Below are 16,962 nucleotides of genomic sequence, written 5' to 3' on the forward strand. Positions count from 1 at the left end.
CTGAACGGGGGAACTCCCCCAAGCGCACCATTTTGCAGATGTTTGCCCGCGTTCCACGGCAAGCCGCCCGTGCCCTGGAGCGCCCCGGACCGGCCTCGGACGGCGCCTCAGCGGCCCCGAACACGGGAAGAACCCCGGGGAGCAGCACTCCCCGGGGCCCTCTCTCCCCCACAACCAGGCGACCCGCAGCCGAGCGGCCCGGCACGACCGGACGACCAGACGGACCGCCGACCGGACGGACCGCCCCGGCCGGGATCAGACCTGGCCGGGATCAGACCTGGCCGGGATCAGACCTGGCCGGGATCAGACCTGGCCGGGATCAGACCTGGCCGGCCTTCTCAAGCGCCGCGCAGCAGGTGCCGGTGATCAGGCGGGCCACCACGTACGGGTCGACGTTGGCGTTCGGGCGCCGGTCCTCGATGTAGCCCTTCTTCTCGACCTCGACCTGCCACGGGATTCGCACGGACGCGCCGCGGTTCGACACGCCGTAGCTGAACTCGCTCCACGGGGACGTCTCGTGCATCCCGGTGAGCCGCCGCTCGATGTCGGCGCCGTATCCGGCCACGTGCTCCGGCGCCTTCTCGGCGAGCGCCTCGCACGCCGTGATGATCGCGTCGTAGCCCTCGCGCATGGCCTTGGTCGAGAAGTTCGTGTGCGCGCCCGCGCCGTTCCAGTCGCCCTCGACCGGCTTGGGGTCGAGGGTGGCGGAGACGTCGAACTCCTCGGCGATGCGGTAGAGCAGCCACCGGGCGACCCACATGTGGTCGCCGACCTCGACGGGCCCCGCCGGGCCGATCTGGAACTCCCACTGGCCGGGCATGACCTCGGCGTTGATGCCGGAGATCTTCAAACCAGCCGCGAGGCAGGCGTCCATGTGCTTCTCGACGATCTCGCGCCCGAACACCTCGTCGGCGCCGACGCCGCAGTAGTAGAAGCCCTGCGGGGCGGGGTAGCCGCGCTCGGGGAAGCCCAGCGGACGCCCGTCCTTGAAGAACGTGTACTCCTGCTCGATGCCGTACCAGGAGTCCTGGTCGGCGTACTGCTCCGCGACGGGGCGCAGCTTGGCCCGGGTGTTGGTCTGGTGGGGCGTCCCGTCCACGAGGTAGACCTCGCAGAGGACCAGCTTGTGGTCGCCGCCGCGGATGGGGTCGGGGCAGGAGAAGACCGGCTTGAGGACGCAGTCGGAGCGGTCGCCGGGGGCCTGGTTGGTGCTGGATCCGTCAAAGCCCCAGTCCGGCAGGTCGGCACCGTCCGCGAGGATCCGCGTCTTCGACCGCAGCCGCGCGGTCGGCTCGGTGCCGTCGATCCAGATGTACTCGGCCTTGTAGCTCAACGTCGGTCCCTTCCAGGCGGTTTCGGCACGTCACAACCTGCCAACCGGGCATTTCGGACCTGTTGCCCAATTGTGAACGTCATGTAAACCGCGTCCGGGTCATCCCGAACCCACGCGTCCGCCATAATCGGCCGACATGTCGCAACAGCTCCGTGAGCACATTCGCGTCCAGCTCGCGCTCGGCACGGCCGACTTCGACACCATCGTCGAGCGCTGCGCCGAGTCCATGGACGACACTCCCGACGTTACCTCCCTCGCCCGCGAGATCGCCGCCGAGGAGTTCGCCGCCTACCTCGCCGACCAGCGCACCTGGCCCGACGTGACCGACTCCGACCGGCTCCTGCGCGCGTTCCGCGACCTCGACATGGCCGGCATCGTGGCCCGCGCCGACTTCTCCTGCTGCCAGAACTGCGGCATCTCCGAGGTCGGCGGCGAGGTGCCGGAGGGCGAGCAGCGGCGCGGCTACGCCTTCTGCCACCGCCAGGACATGGAGACCGCGACCGCGGGCGGCGGCCTCATGCTGGCCTACGGCATCTTCAAGGACGCCGACGAGCCGTCCACCCAGGTGGAGATCGGCCAAGAGATCGCCGAGGCCCTCCACCGCCACGGCCTGACAGTGCACTGGGACGGGGCCCCGTCCCGCCGCATCGAGGTCGACGTCACCTACCGGCGCCGCCGCTCCGGCCACCTGGCCACCTGGCCGGACGGGCCCGCCGCGCCCGTCCCAGAGGCCGACCGCCTGGACGTCACGTACTGCGACTACACGAGGGGCCGCATCGCGGACGCCCCCGTTCCCATGACCCTGGCCGAGGCCCGCGGCCTCCTCCTCGAACTCACCCCCAACCCGGACAACTTCGCCGTCTTCGCGGGCCGCTCGGACCGCGCCGCGCAGGTGATGTGGGAGGCGGGCTCGCGCCTGTGGCTGGAATTCCCGGACCCCGTCGCGCGCCGCTTCCACGGCCGCCACGTGACGATGGCCGAAGCCGAGGAGATCATCTCCGTCCTCGCCATCGAGGACCGCGTGGCCCTGGACCTCCTCCCCGGCCACACCACCGAGAACTGGGACGCCTAGCTTCCGGCGAATTCACCCACCTTCCCAAGACCCCTTTGACTTTTTACCCCCCTCACATCAACGGAATAATGTTTCCGGTTCAAGATGATCGAGGAATTGGTTTGCCGCACGGCGCGGCAAAGCACAGCGAAACGGGGGAAAAGGATGAGGCGGATTATCGCGGCCTCGATCGGCACGGGCGTCGTGCTGGCCGGGCTCGCCACCATCGCGCCCGCCGGCCAGGCGGCCGCCCAGGGCGGACGGACCCATGTCGTCCGGCCGGGACACTCCATTCAGGCGGCCGTCAATCGAGCCAAGCCGGGCGACACCATCCGGCTCAAGGCCGGCCACTACAAGGGCGGCGTCCTGGTCCAGAAGCGCCTCACGATCCGCGGTGAGGGCAACAAGACGATCGTCCGTCCCGGCGGCCGCGACCACTGCGCGCGGGCGAAGGTGCCCGGCATGGGCTTCTGCGTCGTCGGCTGGAAGAACCGCCCGGTCAGGGGGGTGACGATCCAGCAGCTGGTCGTCCGGAACTTCAAGGGCACCGGCGTGTTCGGGTACTACACCGACCGCATGAAGGTCCAGGCCGTCCTCGCCAAGAGGAACGGCGAATACGGCATCGCCCAATACCGGTCCACCCGCGGCTGGTTCGTCTGGAACTGGACCCTCGACAACCGCGACGACGCGGGCCTCTACGTCGGCGACACCGCCAACGCCTACGGCACCGAGATCGCCTGGAACCATTCCAGCGGCAACACGCTCGGTGTCCTGGTCCGGCACGCCCGCCACGTCAAGGTCCACCACAATTCGATCACGAACAACTGCACCGGAATCGCCCTAGTCGACGACAGCCAGGCGACGGGCCAGGGCCACACAAAGGTGTGGAAGAACCGCGTCTCGATGAACAACAAGGTCTGCGAGGCACACGGTCAGGTCCCGGCGCTCAGCGGCACCGGAATCCTGTTCTTCGGCGGCGACCACAACGAGATCGTCAAGAACACCGTGCACCGCAACCGCGGGGAACTGCCCTACTCCGGCGGGATCGTCCTCTTCCGCGGCACACCGCCGCGCAACCGCCCCGCCCACCACAACCTGATCAAGGCCAACAACGTCCGCGGCAACCAGCCGTACGACCTGGTCAACAACAGCGGCAGCAACACCAACCGCTTCCGCGACAACACCTGCGGCACGTCCAACCCGGACGGCCTCTGCTGAAGCCAGAACCCCTGCCCCCAACGCTTGGGGGCAGGGGTTCCCCCGCACACCGATGAGTTATGCGCCCGCCCTTGGTCTAAACCCACAGACACCCAACCGAGGAGGAGCCATGACCGCGCTACCACCCGTCGTCGACACCGAGACCTGGCAGCACCACCTGGACGAGCTCCGCGCCCGCGAGAAGGCCGCGACCCGCGAACTCGACGCGATCGCCGCCCAGCGCCGCCGGATGCCGATGGTCGAGATGCCCGAGTACACCCTGGAAGGCGAGGAAGGCCCGGTCACCCTGGCCGAGATCTTCGACGGCAGGTCCCAGCTCATCATCTACAACCACATGTGGTTCCCCGGCGAAAAATGGCAGTGCCCCGGCTGCACAGGCTTCACCTCCCAGTTCACACGCCTGGAATTCCTGGACCTCTACGACGCCAGATTCGTCATAGTCACCCAGGGCCCAATAGAAGAGGCCCTCGCCTACAAACAGCGCGTAGGCAACAAGATGACCTGGTACTCCACGGAGAACAGCCCGTTCGGCACCGACGTAGGCGCACCCCCAGGCGGCGGCTTCGCCGTCAACGTCTTCCTACGCGACGGCGACACCGTCTACCGCACCTGGCACACCAACGGCCGAGGCACCGAACAACTGAGCCACGCCTTCCCCCTCATAGACCTGCTCCCCTACGGCCGCCAGGAAGAATGGCAGGACTCCCCAGAGGGCTGGCCCCAGTCCCCCACCTACACCCGCTGGCCCGGCTCCGAACAAATAGCCGCCCACTACGGCCAGCCAGAGTAAAAACGCTCACAAGCCGCTCCACCAAAAGGCCCCTCGTCCCCCGGCGCCGGCCACCCAAATCAACCATCTGCTCCCGCACAAGCCTCTCAGGCTTCCCCGAGCCGGAGCCCCGTAGGAGAACAGTAGATGCCGCTACAATCACAGAGTGGACGCGTACGAGGGCCCTGCCTGCCTAGAGTGGTGGGCGAACCCGCTGACGTGCCTCTACTCCATCGACGTCCGGGTGTCCGTGGTCAATGATGACTCGGGATGGCACACCTCCGCCGAATTCGATCCGCCGCTGACCGGCGATCACCGCGAAACCTGGAATTTCTTCATGGACGCGGCCCCCTACTTCACCTTGCGGTTCAAGGACGACGAGACGGCGACGATCGATGTCCACGTGAACAAACAAAGCGAAAACGGGCTAACACTAACCGCCACGGACTAGCCTCAGCGCCAAACGAGCCCACATGGCCACAGAGGTCTCAAGCACATGGTGGCGGGCCATGACCGATCAGGCCAGGCGGGCAACGACTGTCCGGGGCTGTGGTTCGGCCTGGTTGAGCTGACGGGGCCCGAAGACTTCGGATGGCATACCAATGTGGCTGGATGCCGGAATTTTGATCCGGAGGAGGACTCCGTCGAATGGGCAGGCGAGCCTGATTGCTGGCCGGACGGTCGCTACCTGTTCCTAACCGGCCTGAACAAGCCTGCCGGACAAGGCGCCGACGCGATGCTGAGCCACGCGACCGACCTGATCCGCTCCATGATCGTGGCCGGGACCATTGGACGGTGTAGCGGTCGGGTTCGATGACGGTGACTTCACCCTGACCTGGACCACGCAACGGCAACGAGGCACCAGAACACTCACGCTCGACGGCCAATGGCACAGACACTCAGCATGATCACGCGGCACGCTTCCGCAAGTTGCTCAACAAGGACCGGGCTGGACCGTGTCTGGTGGACGCCGCGGAAGAGACAGCATCCTCACTTCCGAGCCCTAGGTGAGCCCACAGAGCGTCCCGCAAAGCGGGCAGAAGGCGCGCTTGGCGGTCGAACAGACCTCTAGCCCGCAGCCGGAACATGCGCCATCTTCGTAAAGCGCTAGCTCCGGCCCGAAGCCGCCGTCGTAGTAATCACGATCGGGCCAGGCAACAACCTCGATGTAGGGCTGCGTCAGGGACGGGTCTCCGTCCGGCAACCGGGAGACTTCAGCGAGAACCAACACCCCGGGCATGGTGCTGTCCCGGTCGGCGTGAGTCGGCAGCACACGGCGGAGGACGTCGACCAATTCAGGAAGACTCAGGCGAAGTAACTCCTGCGCCAAACGATCGCGCTCTTCATCGTCAGTCACGGTCACCAACGTACTCAACTCGGCCGACCCCGTCGTCGGCAGAGGATCGTTCACAGACCTAACAGACCTAATGCACGGACGCCCGGCATGATCACACAGGCTGATCAAGGTTCGGACCTGCCGCGCCTCGTAACTCCCGCGCTCCGGTATGGCACGCAAGTGGCACGGGCTCGGTCGTCCCTCGCTCCGCGCTTCCAGGCCAGGGACGCTCACAACCGTCACGGAGACGCCCCCACTTCCCAGAGTCGGAGTGCCCTCACCGGAGGCTTGTTCTAACCTCAGGCCGCGCGGCATGATGCGCGGATGAACAATTGGCGCTGGTGGCGAGTTCAAGCTTTCTGGCACGACGGGGAGGAACGGCAGAACTACAGCCCAGTTGACCACCGAACGAGGCTGGGCGCCTGGTGGAGCTCTCGCGCCATGAAGCGGACGCTCTCACACTTCCCCGAGCTGGAAGTGCGCATTACTCGGGTCACGGCTGAGACGGTACGGGCTGAGGCACGTGAGACGGCGCGAATACTGGCCGAAGAGACGGCGGCGCGGAACCAGTGACCGCCGGCGGCTGACGGACGGAGCGGCGGGGGCAGATGCGCGACGGTCCGGTGACCGCCGCCCACGCCCCACGCCCAGGCCCTGGAGCGTGCAGTGGCCCAAGCATCGTCGCCCCTTGAAAAGGGCGGGCTGATCACCGAGCCGCCGAGTCACGGGCTGGCCGGGGCGCGACGCTCCGCAACCCGATGCAAGGCGTTCACGATCGTCGCCGATGCCGGACGGCCGGGCAGAGCGTGGGGATGGGGTCGGTGCGAGAGAACCAGGTAGCTGGGACTGTCCGTCCGTCTGGCAGGAGGTGTGTGGCCGCGCCTGCCACGCGGACGAACCCGGCCGACTGGAGCGAGCGGATGCAGGCGGTGTTGGTGGGTTCGGTACCGGCTCTGACCTCGGCATAGCCGAAATGGTGATGCGCAAGCTGGTAGATCGCGGTGAACAGTTCGGCGCCCAAGCCCAAGCCACGATAGTCCGGGCTCAAGCTTCCACCGACCTGGCAGCCGTCCGGCGTGACCTCATGGATCGTGGCCATCCCGGCGTAGGCACGGTTCTGTGGGTCGATCGCCACCAACAAGAGCGGATCACGGACCGGCACCCGGCCCAGCAAGGGACGCCTCAGTCTGGGGCGCCTGTCCAGTAGACGTTCCCGCTGAGGCTCAGGAACCACACTTTCGGGTATCCACCCGAGCCATCGTTGGGCGTCTGCGTCGCTAGCCGCCGCCAGGGCCGCCATGGTGTCGATAATCGTCGGAGAGCGGAACAGCAGCCGCGGAGTTGAGATCACATGGCGGCCGCGCACGCAGCCCCCCGGCAGATCGGTCCGAGGCAACCTTCAGCATTGAGGACGGCACCCTCTTTCAGGTCCTGTGGATCATGTCAGAACCCCCCTGAACGGGCGCACGAAAGATCAAAAGCCATGGTCCAGGCTTCGGACCATGGCTTAGACCTTGGTGGGCGCGGACGGTTTCGAACCGCCGACTCCTCGCTTGTAAGGCGAGTGCTCTACCCCTGAGCTACGCGCCCGGGTTGCCGGGAAAGCGTACCCGGTTCGTGGGGGCGGGCGCGAAACGGTGGGTCAGGGGGTGTCCAGGTGGACCCAGACGCCCTTGATCTCGGTGTAGGCGTCCAGGGCGTAGGGGCCCATTTCGCGGCCCCAGCCGCTGGACTTGTAGCCGCCCCAGGGGGCGGCGGCGTCGGGGATGGGGAGCATGTTGATGAAGACGGCGCCGGCGCGGATGTCGGCGGCCATGCGGTGGGCGGTGGCCAGGTCGCGGGTCCAGATGGACGCGGCCAGGCCGAACTCCGTGTCGTTGGCGCGGGCGGCGAGTTCTTCGGGGTCGTCGTAGGCGAGGACGGGCAGGACGGGGCCGAAGATCTCCTTGCGGGCGATGGTCATGTCGTCGGTGACGCCGCCGAAGACGGTGGGGGTGTAGAAGTTGCCGTTCGAGAGGGCGCCGTCGGCTCGGTGGCCGCCTGTCACCAGGTCGGCGCCTTCGTCTGCGCCTGTGCGGACGTAGGTGTCGACGTTGTTCAGGTGGGCTTCGGAGACCAGGGGGCCTATCTGGGTGTCGGGGGCCAGGCCTGGGCCCAGGCGCAGGTTGGAGGCGGCGGCGGCGAGCTTTTCGGTGAACTCGTCGGCGCGGCGGCGGTCGACGTAGAGGCGGGTGTAGGCGGCGCAGACCTGGCCGCTGTTGAGGAGGGCGCCCTGGAGGTTGCCGGCGACGGCCTTGTCGATGTCGGCGTCGCGGGCGATGATGCTGGGGGCCTTGCCGCCCAGTTCGAGGGTGACTCGCTTGAGGTTGCCCGCGGAACCCTGGACGATCTCGCGTCCGACGGAGCTGGAGCCGGTGAAGGAGACCTTGTCGATGTCCGGGTGCGCGACGAGGGCCTGGCCGACGGCGGGGCCGCCGGTCAGGAGGTTGACCACGCCGGGCGGGAAGCCCGCTTCGGCGCACAGTTCGATCAGGCGGACGGTAGTGAGAGGCGTTTGTTCGGCTGGTTTGATAATGACGGTGTTTCCGCAGGCCAGGGCGGGGGCCAGTTTCCATGCGGCGATCATCAAGGGGAAGTTCCACGGGGTGATCAGCGCGCAGACGCCGACGGGTTCGCGCCGGACGTAGTGCAACGTGTCCGGGAACGAGACCGGCGAGACCGCGCCTTCGATCTTGGTGCACCAGCCGGCGAAGTAGCGGAAGTGCTCGGCGGCGCCGTTGACGCTGACCGAGTGCGCGACGCCGAGCGGCTGGCCCTGGTCGCGGGTCTCCAGCTCGGCGAGGTCGGCCTTGTGCTCCTCGATCAGGTCGGCGACGCGCCAGAGGAGGCGGGCGCGGGCGCTCGGCGGCATGGTGGCCCACGCCGGGTCGTGGAGGGCCGTCCGGGCGGCGGATACGGCGTCATCGACGTCCTTCGGGCCCGCCTCCGCGCAGGTCGCGAGGATGGTGCCGGTGGCGGGATCGGACGTGGTGAACTCCGCGCCGTCCGCTGCCCCGGCCCATTCGCCGTTGATGTAGAGCCGTGTGTTCATGGTGACCTCCCTCGCAGGTGAGGAAAGTCTCGGCGGGAGCGGCACAAGGGGTCTTGTCTGTGGGCGTACGGGAGTTGGCCACGCGTGTAACGATCAGTCGCCCGTGACGGTCACCCGGTACTCGCGGGGGCTGGCGCCGTAGGCGGCCTTGAACAGGCGGCTGAAGCGGGCGGCGTCGACGAAGCCCCAGCGGGCCGCGATGGCGCTGACGGGGCGGTGCAGCTGGAGGGGGTCGCGCAGGTCGCGGCGGCAGTGTTCCAGGCGCCGTTCCTTGATCCACGCGGAGACGGTCGTGCCCTCCTCGCGGAACAGGTTGTACAGGTGGCGCGACGAGACGAAGTGCGCGGCGGCGATGTCGTCCGGGGACAGGTCGGGGTCGTCGAGGTGGCGCTCGATGTAGGCGCGGACGCGGAGCAGCAGCGCGCGGCGGCGGGAGTCGGGCGTCGGCGCGGTCATGTCCAGGCGTTCGGCGAGGAGCGTGACGAGGAGGTCGACGATGTTGTCGCCGAGGCGGACGCTGCCCTGGTCGTCCAGGACGTCGAGCTGCTCGGCGAGCTGGAGGAGGAACGGGGACAGCAGCGCCCCGACGCCCTGGCGGCCGGAGATCCGGGTGGCGGTGAGGCCGGCGACGGCCTCCTCAGGGAGGTGGAGGAGGCGGCGCGGCACCATCAGGACGAGCTGCCGGTACGCGTCGTCGAACGCGAGCGTGTACGGGCGGGTCGTGTCGTAGATCGTGAAGTCGCCGGGGACGAGCGCCGCCTCGCGCCCGTCCTGCGTGAGCAGGCAGTACCCGTTGAGCTGGACGCCGATCTTGTAGTGCCCCGGGTCGGAGCGGGCGATCAGCGCGCCCGTCCGGCGGACGACGGCAGGCGTGGACGCGACGTCCGCGACCGTGAGCGCCCCCAGCTCGCGCCCGCGCATGCGTCCCTCGAAGCGTTCCGGACGGGTCGTTTCGGCGCGCAGCGGCACGAACATGTCCGTCACCGAGCTGCGCCAGAACTCGAACCGCTCGCCGATCGGCAGATCGGCCGTGCGAATGAGTGTCGACATGGGCGTTTCCCCAGTTGAAGCCCCGTTTTCAGATTCTTCGTCATAGTGCACCCTATGTGTGCGCTGGGGAAACGCCCCGTTTCGCTCAGCGAAAACGCCCCGTCCCCTCAGCCCATGGCCTGCCGGACGAGGTGCGTGTCGCAGAACTGCTCGAAGCCCGTGACCGCGCCGTCCTGCACCCGCCACACATGGACGAACCGGACGCGCATCGCCTGCCCCGTCGCGCGGTAGGTGCCGGAGTAGTGGCCGATCGCGACGACGGTCCCGTCACCGCCGTCGATCAGCTCCTCGGCGTCGGCGCGGAAGCCCTTCCAGTCCTGGCCGAGCCGCCCGAACACCCCGGCCTTGATCGCGTCGGTGCCGACGTAGGTGCCCGCGTAGGGGAATCCGGCCATCTCCGTCCAGGCGATGTCGTCGGCGAACGCCTCGACCATGCCGTCCAGGTCGCCGCGGTCGGACGCCGCGTAGTGCGCCTTGATGATGTCGTAAGCCTCGCTCATGTGCTGTCCCTCCCAGTGATCGAAACAAAGTCCAGCGTCTCGTCCGGGCGGGGCGCTTGGCCATGCCCGAACAGTTCTTGTCTTTGGCGGTACGGTCAGGACGCGGGGGTCATCCGGGCCAGGGCGGCGGCGAGCCGGTCGGCGGCGGCCGGGGCGGCGGGGGCCGGGAGGCCGCCGACGATCGTGAGCGCGAACCGCATGAGCGCCGGACGGGACAGGCCGTGCCTGGTGGCCAGGCGCATGATCCTCGGGTCGTCGATGGCGCGGGTGAAGGCGCGGCCGAGGGTGAAGGGTCCGCCGTTCGCATGCTTGATCGCGGACGGATACTTCCGCAGGACCCGCTCCGGGAACGGCGCCGCGGACGCGGCCGTGATCACCTCGGCGGCGATGCGGGCCGCTTCGAGGGCGTAGGCGATGCCTTCCCCGTTGGACGGGTTGACCATGCCGCCCGAGTCGCCGACGAGGAGCAGGCCAGGGAGGTAGTGGGGACGGCGGCTGTAGCCCATCGGCAGCGCGGCGCCGCGGACGGGCCCGACCGCGTTCTCCTCGGTGAACCCCCACGTCGGCGGGAGCGCGGCCAGCCAGCGGGTGAAGAGCCGGTGGTAGTCGGGGTGCTCGCTGCGGAGCAGCGCCACTCCGACGTTGCAGGTGCCGTCGCCCATGCCGAACACCCAGCCGTAACCGGCCGGGGCGAGGTCGAGCCAGCATTCGAGGTGGTCGTCGTCGTGGCGGGGGCTGCGGAAGTAGCGGCGGCCCGCGATGCCGATCGGGCGGTCGCGGCGCGCCCGCAGGCCCAGGGAGACGCAGAACCGGGACGACGCCCCGTCCGCGGCGATGACCAGGCGGGCCCTGTGCTCGGCGCCGTCGGACGTGCGGACGCCGCTCACCCGCCCGTTCGCCTTGATAGGGGCGGTGACCTTGGTGTTCTCGCGGAGTTCGGCTCCGGCGGTGACGGCGGTACGGGCGAGGAGTTCGTCGAGGTCGGCGCGGGTGCGGGTGAGGCCGTGCCCGTCCGGCCAGGGGAGTTCGAGGCGGCGGTCGGCGCCGATGAGGCGGATGCCCTTGTTGGGGAACCAGCCCGGCGCGGTGAGGTCGACGCCGAGCGCGCGCAGCTCGGCGACGGCGCGCGGTGTGAGGCCGTCGCCGCAGACCTTCTCGCGCGGGAAGGACGACTTCTCCAGGACGAGCACGTCCAGGCCGGACCGGGCGAGGTGGCGGGCGGCGGCGGATCCGGCGGGGCCGGCGCCCACGACGATGACGTCGCGCATCACGGACGCCGATTGAACCACCCGGCGCCCGGCGGGGCCAGCATGCTCACCTGTTGGGCGGTTCCGCGCTGATGTCGGCGAGGGCCGAGCGTTCGTCGCGCTGGACGGCGAGATCCCCGATCGACACCATCCCGATCGGGCGGTCGCCGTCCACGACCGGGATACGGCGGACGGCGTGCCGCCGCATGAGCATGACGGCGGCGTCGGCGTCCGCGTCCGGCGCGACGGTGATCATGTTGGTGCTGCAGATGTCGGCGACGGCCGTGGACATGTCCTTCCCGACGCCGACGGCGCGGACGACGATGTCGCGGTCGGTGACCAGGCCGCGGAGCCGCCCCTCGTGGACGACGAGGACGTCGCCGATGCCGTGCTGCCGCATGAGGTCCCCGACCTGCACGAGGGACGCGTCCGGGGGCACCGCCACGGGCACCGGCGTCATCACCTCGTTCACTTTCTGGGCCATGAGCGAGCCTCCCCTCTCGGGGCTCGCCTACCCACCGGTGACCGGGATATGTCCGTCCGCGCCCTGCGTGCTAGCCCTGGGCGTCTGGGCCGTCCTGCTCGGCGAGGAAGCGCTCGAACTGCGCGCCGAGCTCGTCGGCGGTGGGCATGTCCTGCGACTCGGCGAGGAGGCTGTCGCGCTCGGCGGCCCCGGCGAACGCGTCGTACTGCTGTTCCAGGGCCCGGACGACCTTCTCGACCTCGTCGTTGCCGTCCACCTGCTCGGCGATGTCGGCGTCGGTCGCGGCGGCGGCCTCGCGGAGCGGCTCGACGGGCAGCGCCAGCCCGGTGGCGTCGGCGACGGCGTCCAGCGCGGCGACGGCGGCGGCCGGGTACGCGGACTGCGCGAGGTAATGCGGGACGTGGACGGCGAACCCGACGGCGTCCTGCCCCGCCTCACCGAGGCGCAGCTCCAGCAGCCCGGCGACGCTGCCCGGCACCTGGACCTTGTCGAACCACGAGGTCCGGGTGACCAGCTCGGGCCGGGTCGCGTGCGAGGTGATGCCGACCGGGCGGGTGTGCGGGACGCCCATCGGGATGCCGTGGAACCCGATGACCAGCCCGATGCCGAGCCGCTTCACCAGGTGCAGGACGGACGAGGTGAACCCTTCCCAGAGCCGGTCGGGCTCGGGGCCGGACAGCATCAGGAACGGGGTGCCCGCGTCGTCGCGGAGGAGCCGGACCACGAGCTCGGGTGCCTCGTAGGACGCCCAGTGGTCGCGGTCGAACGTCATCGGCGGGCGGCGGGCCCGGTAGTCGATCAGCGAGTCGACGTCGAAGCGGGCGACGACGCGGTGCTCCAGCGCCTCCAGGAGGTGCTCGCGCACGAGCTGCCCGGTGGACCCGGCGTCCACGAAGCCGTCGAGGCTGTGCAGCAGCACCGGACCCGTCATCGGCGGCAGGTCGGTGTCGAGCTCGTACAGGTCCTCAGGGTTCAGCAACTTCTCCCCCACATCTTCATGTCGTCGTCACAACAGTAGGACATGCGGAGGCCAATCCCCGGATCGGCTGTGACCCCGGTCACGCACCGAGCGCTCCGCCGGTCGCCGCAAGGGAATGCGCCGCAGGGACGCTAGGGGATGCTCCACAGGGAGACCGACAGCAGGGCCAGGCTGACGGCGATGAGGAGCGACGCGACGGACTGGCCGCCCCCGTCGCTGGCGGGCACGGTACGGCCGCGGGTCCGCAGGACCACGAACCACGCGAAGAAACCCACGGCGGCGACGTCCATCGCCAAGGCGAGCCCGGTCACGCGATCTCCATCCGCCTCATCCGAGCAACCCTAGACGAGTGCGGTCGCTCACATCTGCGCCTCGGCACGCACATCCGGCGACATTGGATACAGAATCGAGTTCGGGAACCAGGTAGTCCGGAAATCCAGGGAAGGGCATGCGCATGACCGCCGACCGCGCGTACGACATCGTCCTGTTCGGCGCCACCGGCTTCACCGGCGCCCTGACCGCCGAGTACCTCGCCGAGCACGCCGGCACCGGGACGCGCTGGGCCCTCGCCGGACGCAACCGCGCCAAGCTGCGCGCCGTCCGCGACCGGCTGGAGAAGCTGAATCCCGCGTGCGCCGGCCTGCCGCTGCTGCACGCCGACACCACCGACCTCCGCTCGATCGAGGAGATCGCGAACGCGGCACGGGTCGTCGTCACGACGGTCGGCCCGTACAACGAACACGGCGAGCCCCTGGTCGCGGCGTGCGCGCGCGCCGGAACCGACTACGTCGACCTCACCGGCGAGCCCACGTTCGTCGACCGCATGTACGTGAAGTACCACGACGAGGCCGTCCGCAGCGGCGCGCGGATCGTGCACGCCTGCGGGTTCGACTCGATCCCGCACGACCTCGGCGCCTACTTCACGGTGAAGCAGCTGCCCGAGGGCGTCCCGCTGCACGTCGAGGGGTTCGTGCGGGTGCGGGGGGCCGCGTCGGGCGGCACCCTGCACTCGGCGGTCGGGATCTTCGGGGACGCGGCCGGCATGAGGCGCGCCGAACGCGAACGCCGGGAGGTCGAGGAACGTCCCGCGGGGCGGACGGTGCGCGTCTCGCGGCGTCCCACGCCGAAGGCCCGGATCGGGGGCGGCTGGACGCTCCCGCTGCCCACCATCGACCCGCAGATCGTGATCAGGTCGGCGGCGGCGCTCGACCGCTACGGCCCGGACTTCACCTACGGCCACTACGTCGCCGTCAAGCGCCTCACGGGCGCCGCCGGGCTGGTGGCGGGCGCGGGCGCGCTGCTCGTCCTCTCCACGCTGCCGCCCACCCGTAACCTGCTGCTGCGGCTCCGCACGCCGGGCGAGGGGCCGTCCGAGGAGCAGCGCGCACGCCACTGGTTCAGCGTGAAGTTCGTGGGCGAGGGCGGCGGCCGGCGCGTCGTGACGGAGGTCGCGGGCGGCGATCCCGGATACGGCGAGACGGCGAAGATGCTCGGCGAGTCGGCGCTGTGCCTCGTCCACGACGACCTCCCGGACACCGCCGGGCAGGTCACGACCGCCGCCGCGATGGGCGACGCCCTCATCGACCGGCTGGTCAAGGCCGGCATCACCTTCAGGGTCCTGGACGCGAGCGCCTCGGCCTGACCGGCCCCGGCCCCGGCCGGAGGATGACGGCCGGGCGTTCTCGTATCCTCCCGGTTCGCTACAGCTCGTGCCAGGGGATGTCGGGGCGGCACGGCGCCACCACCGCGAGGGACTGGCCGCCCTTGATCCGCTCGTCCGGCTGCGCGGTGAGGCGGAAGCTGGCGTTCGGGCGGTGCGACTCGCCGACCGCCAGGAGGGTGCTGCCGCGGCGCAGGAGGAAGACGGCGACGTCGAGGCGGGACCATTCACCGGCGTCCGCCGGGACGTCCACGCGGTAGAGGGTGCCGTCGGAGTCCAGCGTGCTGGCAAGGTTGTGGTAGATCGCGGCGACGCCCGGGTTCCGGATCGCGACCGCGACGACGGCAGGGTCGTCGATGTCGACCGGCTCGATGTCCGGGCTGACCAGGCCCAGCGCCTCGGTGATCTCCGCACGGCTGCCGCCGTCGTGCACGCCCGCCAGCAGGTGCACCGACGACACGTCCTTGCGCCGCAGGTACGCGGACACGCCCAGCATGACCCGGACGGTCTCGTCGTCGGAGCGGCCGACCACGACGGCCGTGCGGGCGGCCTCCAGGCACGCGCGCTCGTAGGCGGTGTCGTCGAAGGCGACCACGTCGTACAGGCCGGGGTCGGGGTTCTCGCCCGTCAGCTCGCCCGGCCAGAAGATCGTGACCACGGGGGTCTTGGCGTACTCGGGGTCGGCGCGGAGCTGGCCGATGATGGCGCGCAGCCCGTCCCGGTCGTAGCCGATCATCACGATGTGCTGCTTCTTGTGGAGCTGCGCCTGGCCGCTGGCCCTCATGGTCCGTCCTCTTCCCATCCAGAGCGTCAGCTCGGCGAACATCACGAGCCCCGCGGTCAGGCCCGCCACGATGATCAGCACGCCGCCGATCCGGCCGCCGACCGACTCCGGGTACAGGTCGCCGTAGCCGGTGGTGGTGCCGCTGACCAGGAAGTACCAGATGTACTCGTCCGGCCGTTTGATGTCGGCGCCGGGCTCCTCGAACACCGCGATCAGCAGCCAGCCGGTCAGGAAGGCGGCGAGGAGGACGAGCGCGGGCGCCCGCCAGGAGCGCCCGGTGATCCGGTTGACCAGGCGCATCAGCACGATCGGCATCCGCGCAGCGTGCCAGCGGGCGAAATGCTCCGTCAAGCCCCAAATGCCGCGCTCGGCACGACCGGAATTGGTCAGCGCGCGGTTACCGGGCCGGGCCCCGGCGCAGCACGCGGTTCAGGGCGGCGGCCACTTCAGCGGAAAGATCCCCGTCACCGGACGAGCCGGAGGAGCCGGCGGCTCCGGACGAGCCGGACATGCCGCCCGGACCAGAGGCCCCGGGCGGCGCACCGGAATGCACCAGGTCGGAGGGGACGGCGTCACGCGTGTGCCCGCAGTCGCGGCACTCGACCTCGCCGAGGCGGCACACCAGCGCCACCGAGTCGCACGCGGCGCAGCGGTCGAGATCGTCCGCCACGTCGTGCACGGACTGGCAGCCGGGGCAGATCAGGACCTGGCGGTCCGCCCGCACCCCGCGCTTCCACGGGCTCGCGCCCCGCACGGGGTCGGTCTGCCGCGCCCCGCAGCGAAAGCAGGGCATCACACCTCCAGGGGTGCGGGGACCGGTTCCGGCCATCGGACCGGTCCGTTTCGCTCAGAGACCGGCGAGCGCCTTGCGGTACTCGTCGATGTCGCGTGCGTCCGGGATCGCGTTCACGACCTTCCAGCGGACCACGCCCTCGGTGTCGATGACGAAGGTGCCGCGCAGGGCCAGCCCCTTCGTCTCGTCGAACACGCCGTAGCGCTGTGCCGTCCCGCCGTGCGGCCAGAAGTCGGCCAGCAGCGGGAACTGGTACTTCTCCTGGTCGGCCCAGGCGCGCAGCGCGAACATCGAGTCGACCGACACCGCCAGGACCTGGACGTCGTCGGCGTCGCCCAGGGTGGGCAGCTCGTCCCGGATCTGGCACAGCTCGCCCGTGCAGACGCCGCTGAAGGCCAGCGGGTAGAACACCAGGACGACGTTCTTCGCACCGCGGAAGTCCGACAGCTTGACCGGAGTGCCGTGCTGGTCCTTCAGCTCGAAGTCGGGTGCGACGTCGCCTACCTCAACCGCCAATGCCTCTCTCCCAGGATTTCGTGCCCGCCCATGGCGGGGTATGCCCGTCCCCCACGGACGTGGAGGACGGGCCCAGTGTGTCACCCCGCGGCGGCCCGCCGGACCCGGGCCGCCGAACCGGGCATTCCGGCCACCGCGGCCGGATCTGCGC

Annotated in this window: 19 protein-coding genes and 1 tRNA gene; 6 read left to right on the plus strand and 14 right to left on the minus strand. The window is 69.8% G+C overall.

Features of this window, described 5'->3' with window-relative positions; genetic code table 11:
- Positions 1–319 precede the first annotated feature (319 nt).
- The gene (glnII, locus tag ACH34S_RS18130) at positions 320–1,333 is read right to left on the minus strand and encodes a glutamine synthetase GlnII (RefSeq protein WP_395953823.1); all 1,014 of its coding nucleotides are present in this window, start codon (positions 1,331–1,333) and stop codon (positions 320–322) included.
- Between the two features lie 136 nt (positions 1,334–1,469).
- Here glnII and ACH34S_RS18135 point away from each other — a divergent pair, with 136 nt between their 5' ends.
- The 5 genes from ACH34S_RS18135 to ACH34S_RS18155 all read left to right on the plus strand — a co-directional run bounded on the left by ACH34S_RS18135 (position 1,470) and on the right by ACH34S_RS18155 (position 5,188).
- A complete protein-coding gene (locus ACH34S_RS18135; protein WP_395953824.1) occupies positions 1,470–2,405 on the plus strand; it encodes a DUF6891 domain-containing protein in 936 nt (311 codons plus the stop codon).
- 144 nt (positions 2,406–2,549) lie between these two features.
- Positions 2,550–3,602 carry a nitrous oxide reductase family maturation protein NosD gene (locus ACH34S_RS18140; RefSeq protein ID WP_395953825.1) on the plus strand — a complete coding sequence of 351 codons (1,053 nt, stop codon included), beginning with the start codon at positions 2,550–2,552 and terminating at the stop codon, positions 3,600–3,602.
- A gap of 109 nt (positions 3,603–3,711) precedes the next feature.
- Positions 3,712–4,392, plus strand: a complete 681-nt coding sequence (locus ACH34S_RS18145) for a DUF899 domain-containing protein (RefSeq protein ID WP_395953826.1) — start codon at positions 3,712–3,714, stop codon at positions 4,390–4,392.
- A gap of 145 nt (positions 4,393–4,537) precedes the next feature.
- Complete coding sequence (locus ACH34S_RS18150; RefSeq protein WP_395953827.1) at positions 4,538–4,822, plus strand: hypothetical protein; 285 nt, start codon at positions 4,538–4,540, stop codon at positions 4,820–4,822.
- Positions 4,823–4,867: 45 nt separating this feature from the next.
- Complete coding sequence (locus tag ACH34S_RS18155) at positions 4,868–5,188, plus strand: hypothetical protein (protein ID WP_395953828.1); 321 nt, start codon at positions 4,868–4,870, stop codon at positions 5,186–5,188.
- Between the two features lie 186 nt (positions 5,189–5,374).
- Here the strand turns inward: ACH34S_RS18155 and ACH34S_RS18160 are convergent, their stop codons facing one another.
- The 10 genes from ACH34S_RS18160 to ACH34S_RS18205 all read right to left on the minus strand — a co-directional run bounded on the left by ACH34S_RS18160 (position 5,375) and on the right by ACH34S_RS18205 (position 13,369).
- A complete protein-coding gene (locus ACH34S_RS18160) occupies positions 5,375–5,782 on the minus strand; it encodes a hypothetical protein (RefSeq protein WP_395953829.1) in 408 nt (135 codons plus the stop codon).
- 694 nt (positions 5,783–6,476) lie between these two features.
- Positions 6,477–7,073: a GNAT family N-acetyltransferase gene (locus tag ACH34S_RS18165; RefSeq protein WP_395953830.1), complete on the minus strand. Its 597-nt coding sequence runs from the start codon at positions 7,071–7,073 to the stop codon at positions 6,477–6,479.
- A gap of 149 nt (positions 7,074–7,222) precedes the next feature.
- Positions 7,223–7,297 (minus strand) — tRNA-Val (locus ACH34S_RS18170).
- A gap of 52 nt (positions 7,298–7,349) precedes the next feature.
- Positions 7,350–8,798 (minus strand): aldehyde dehydrogenase family protein, encoded by a 1,449-nt coding sequence (locus ACH34S_RS18175; protein ID WP_395953831.1) that lies wholly within the window; start codon positions 8,796–8,798, stop codon positions 7,350–7,352.
- 93 nt (positions 8,799–8,891) lie between these two features.
- Positions 8,892–9,848, minus strand: a complete 957-nt coding sequence (locus ACH34S_RS18180) for a helix-turn-helix domain-containing protein (protein ID WP_395953832.1) — start codon at positions 9,846–9,848, stop codon at positions 8,892–8,894.
- Positions 9,849–9,955: 107 nt separating this feature from the next.
- Positions 9,956–10,348 (minus strand): nuclear transport factor 2 family protein, encoded by a 393-nt coding sequence (locus tag ACH34S_RS18185; RefSeq protein ID WP_395953833.1) that lies wholly within the window; start codon positions 10,346–10,348, stop codon positions 9,956–9,958.
- Between the two features lie 95 nt (positions 10,349–10,443).
- Positions 10,444–11,616 (minus strand): geranylgeranyl reductase family protein, encoded by a 1,173-nt coding sequence (locus ACH34S_RS18190; protein WP_395953834.1) that lies wholly within the window; start codon positions 11,614–11,616, stop codon positions 10,444–10,446.
- A 46-nt stretch (positions 11,617–11,662) separates the two neighbouring features.
- Positions 11,663–12,079 (minus strand): CBS domain-containing protein, encoded by a 417-nt coding sequence (locus tag ACH34S_RS18195; RefSeq protein WP_395953835.1) that lies wholly within the window; start codon positions 12,077–12,079, stop codon positions 11,663–11,665.
- Between the two features lie 70 nt (positions 12,080–12,149).
- On the minus strand, positions 12,150–13,058 hold the full coding sequence (locus tag ACH34S_RS18200; protein WP_395953979.1) for a PAC2 family protein: 909 nt from the start codon (positions 13,056–13,058) through the stop codon (positions 12,150–12,152).
- Positions 13,059–13,189: 131 nt separating this feature from the next.
- On the minus strand, positions 13,190–13,369 hold the full coding sequence (locus tag ACH34S_RS18205) for a hypothetical protein (RefSeq protein WP_395953836.1): 180 nt from the start codon (positions 13,367–13,369) through the stop codon (positions 13,190–13,192).
- 143 nt (positions 13,370–13,512) lie between these two features.
- Between ACH34S_RS18205 and ACH34S_RS18210 the strand changes: the two genes are divergently transcribed.
- Positions 13,513–14,700, plus strand: coding sequence for a saccharopine dehydrogenase family protein (locus ACH34S_RS18210; protein ID WP_395953837.1), 1,188 nt, complete (start codon positions 13,513–13,515; stop codon positions 14,698–14,700).
- A 58-nt stretch (positions 14,701–14,758) separates the two neighbouring features.
- Here ACH34S_RS18210 and ACH34S_RS18215 read toward each other — a convergent pair whose 3' ends face one another.
- The 3 genes from ACH34S_RS18215 to ACH34S_RS18225 form a co-directional block, all read right to left on the minus strand.
- Positions 14,759–15,817: a potassium channel family protein gene (locus ACH34S_RS18215; protein ID WP_395953838.1), complete on the minus strand. Its 1,059-nt coding sequence runs from the start codon at positions 15,815–15,817 to the stop codon at positions 14,759–14,761.
- 82 nt (positions 15,818–15,899) lie between these two features.
- Positions 15,900–16,295, minus strand: coding sequence for a hypothetical protein (locus ACH34S_RS18220; RefSeq protein ID WP_395953839.1), 396 nt, complete (start codon positions 16,293–16,295; stop codon positions 15,900–15,902).
- 54 nt (positions 16,296–16,349) lie between these two features.
- Positions 16,350–16,811 (minus strand): peroxiredoxin, encoded by a 462-nt coding sequence (locus ACH34S_RS18225; protein ID WP_395953840.1) that lies wholly within the window; start codon positions 16,809–16,811, stop codon positions 16,350–16,352.
- Between the last annotated feature and the right edge of the window lie 151 nt (positions 16,812–16,962).

This window comes from Actinomadura sp. 3N508, assembly GCF_044326375.1.
Taxonomy (GTDB): Bacteria; Actinomycetota; Actinomycetes; order Streptosporangiales; family Streptosporangiaceae; genus Spirillospora.

What these genes read in the sequence shown, in the direction of transcription:
- ACH34S_RS18135 (WP_395953824.1), top strand. Translation starts at nt 1,470, where the DNA reads ATGTCGCAACAGCTCCGTGAGCACATTCGCGTCCAGCTCGCGCTCGGC.
- ACH34S_RS18140 (WP_395953825.1), top strand. Translation starts at nt 2,550, where the DNA reads ATGAGGCGGATTATCGCGGCCTCGATCGGCACGGGCGTCGTGCTGGCC.
- ACH34S_RS18145 (WP_395953826.1), top strand. Translation starts at nt 3,712, where the DNA reads ATGACCGCGCTACCACCCGTCGTCGACACCGAGACCTGGCAGCACCAC.
- ACH34S_RS18155 (WP_395953828.1), top strand. Translation starts at nt 4,868, where the DNA reads ATGGTGGCGGGCCATGACCGATCAGGCCAGGCGGGCAACGACTGTCCG.
- ACH34S_RS18175 (WP_395953831.1), bottom strand. Translation starts at nt 8,798, where the DNA reads ATGAACACACGGCTCTACATCAACGGCGAATGGGCCGGGGCAGCGGAC.
- ACH34S_RS18180 (WP_395953832.1), bottom strand. Translation starts at nt 9,848, where the DNA reads ATGTCGACACTCATTCGCACGGCCGATCTGCCGATCGGCGAGCGGTTC.
- ACH34S_RS18185 (WP_395953833.1), bottom strand. Translation starts at nt 10,348, where the DNA reads ATGAGCGAGGCTTACGACATCATCAAGGCGCACTACGCGGCGTCCGAC.
- ACH34S_RS18190 (WP_395953834.1), bottom strand. Translation starts at nt 11,616, where the DNA reads ATGCGCGACGTCATCGTCGTGGGCGCCGGCCCCGCCGGATCCGCCGCC.
- ACH34S_RS18195 (WP_395953835.1), bottom strand. Translation starts at nt 12,079, where the DNA reads ATGGCCCAGAAAGTGAACGAGGTGATGACGCCGGTGCCCGTGGCGGTG.
- ACH34S_RS18210 (WP_395953837.1), top strand. Translation starts at nt 13,513, where the DNA reads ATGACCGCCGACCGCGCGTACGACATCGTCCTGTTCGGCGCCACCGGC.
- ACH34S_RS18215 (WP_395953838.1), bottom strand. Translation starts at nt 15,817, where the DNA reads ATGCCGATCGTGCTGATGCGCCTGGTCAACCGGATCACCGGGCGCTCC.
- ACH34S_RS18220 (WP_395953839.1), bottom strand. Translation starts at nt 16,295, where the DNA reads ATGCCCTGCTTTCGCTGCGGGGCGCGGCAGACCGACCCCGTGCGGGGC.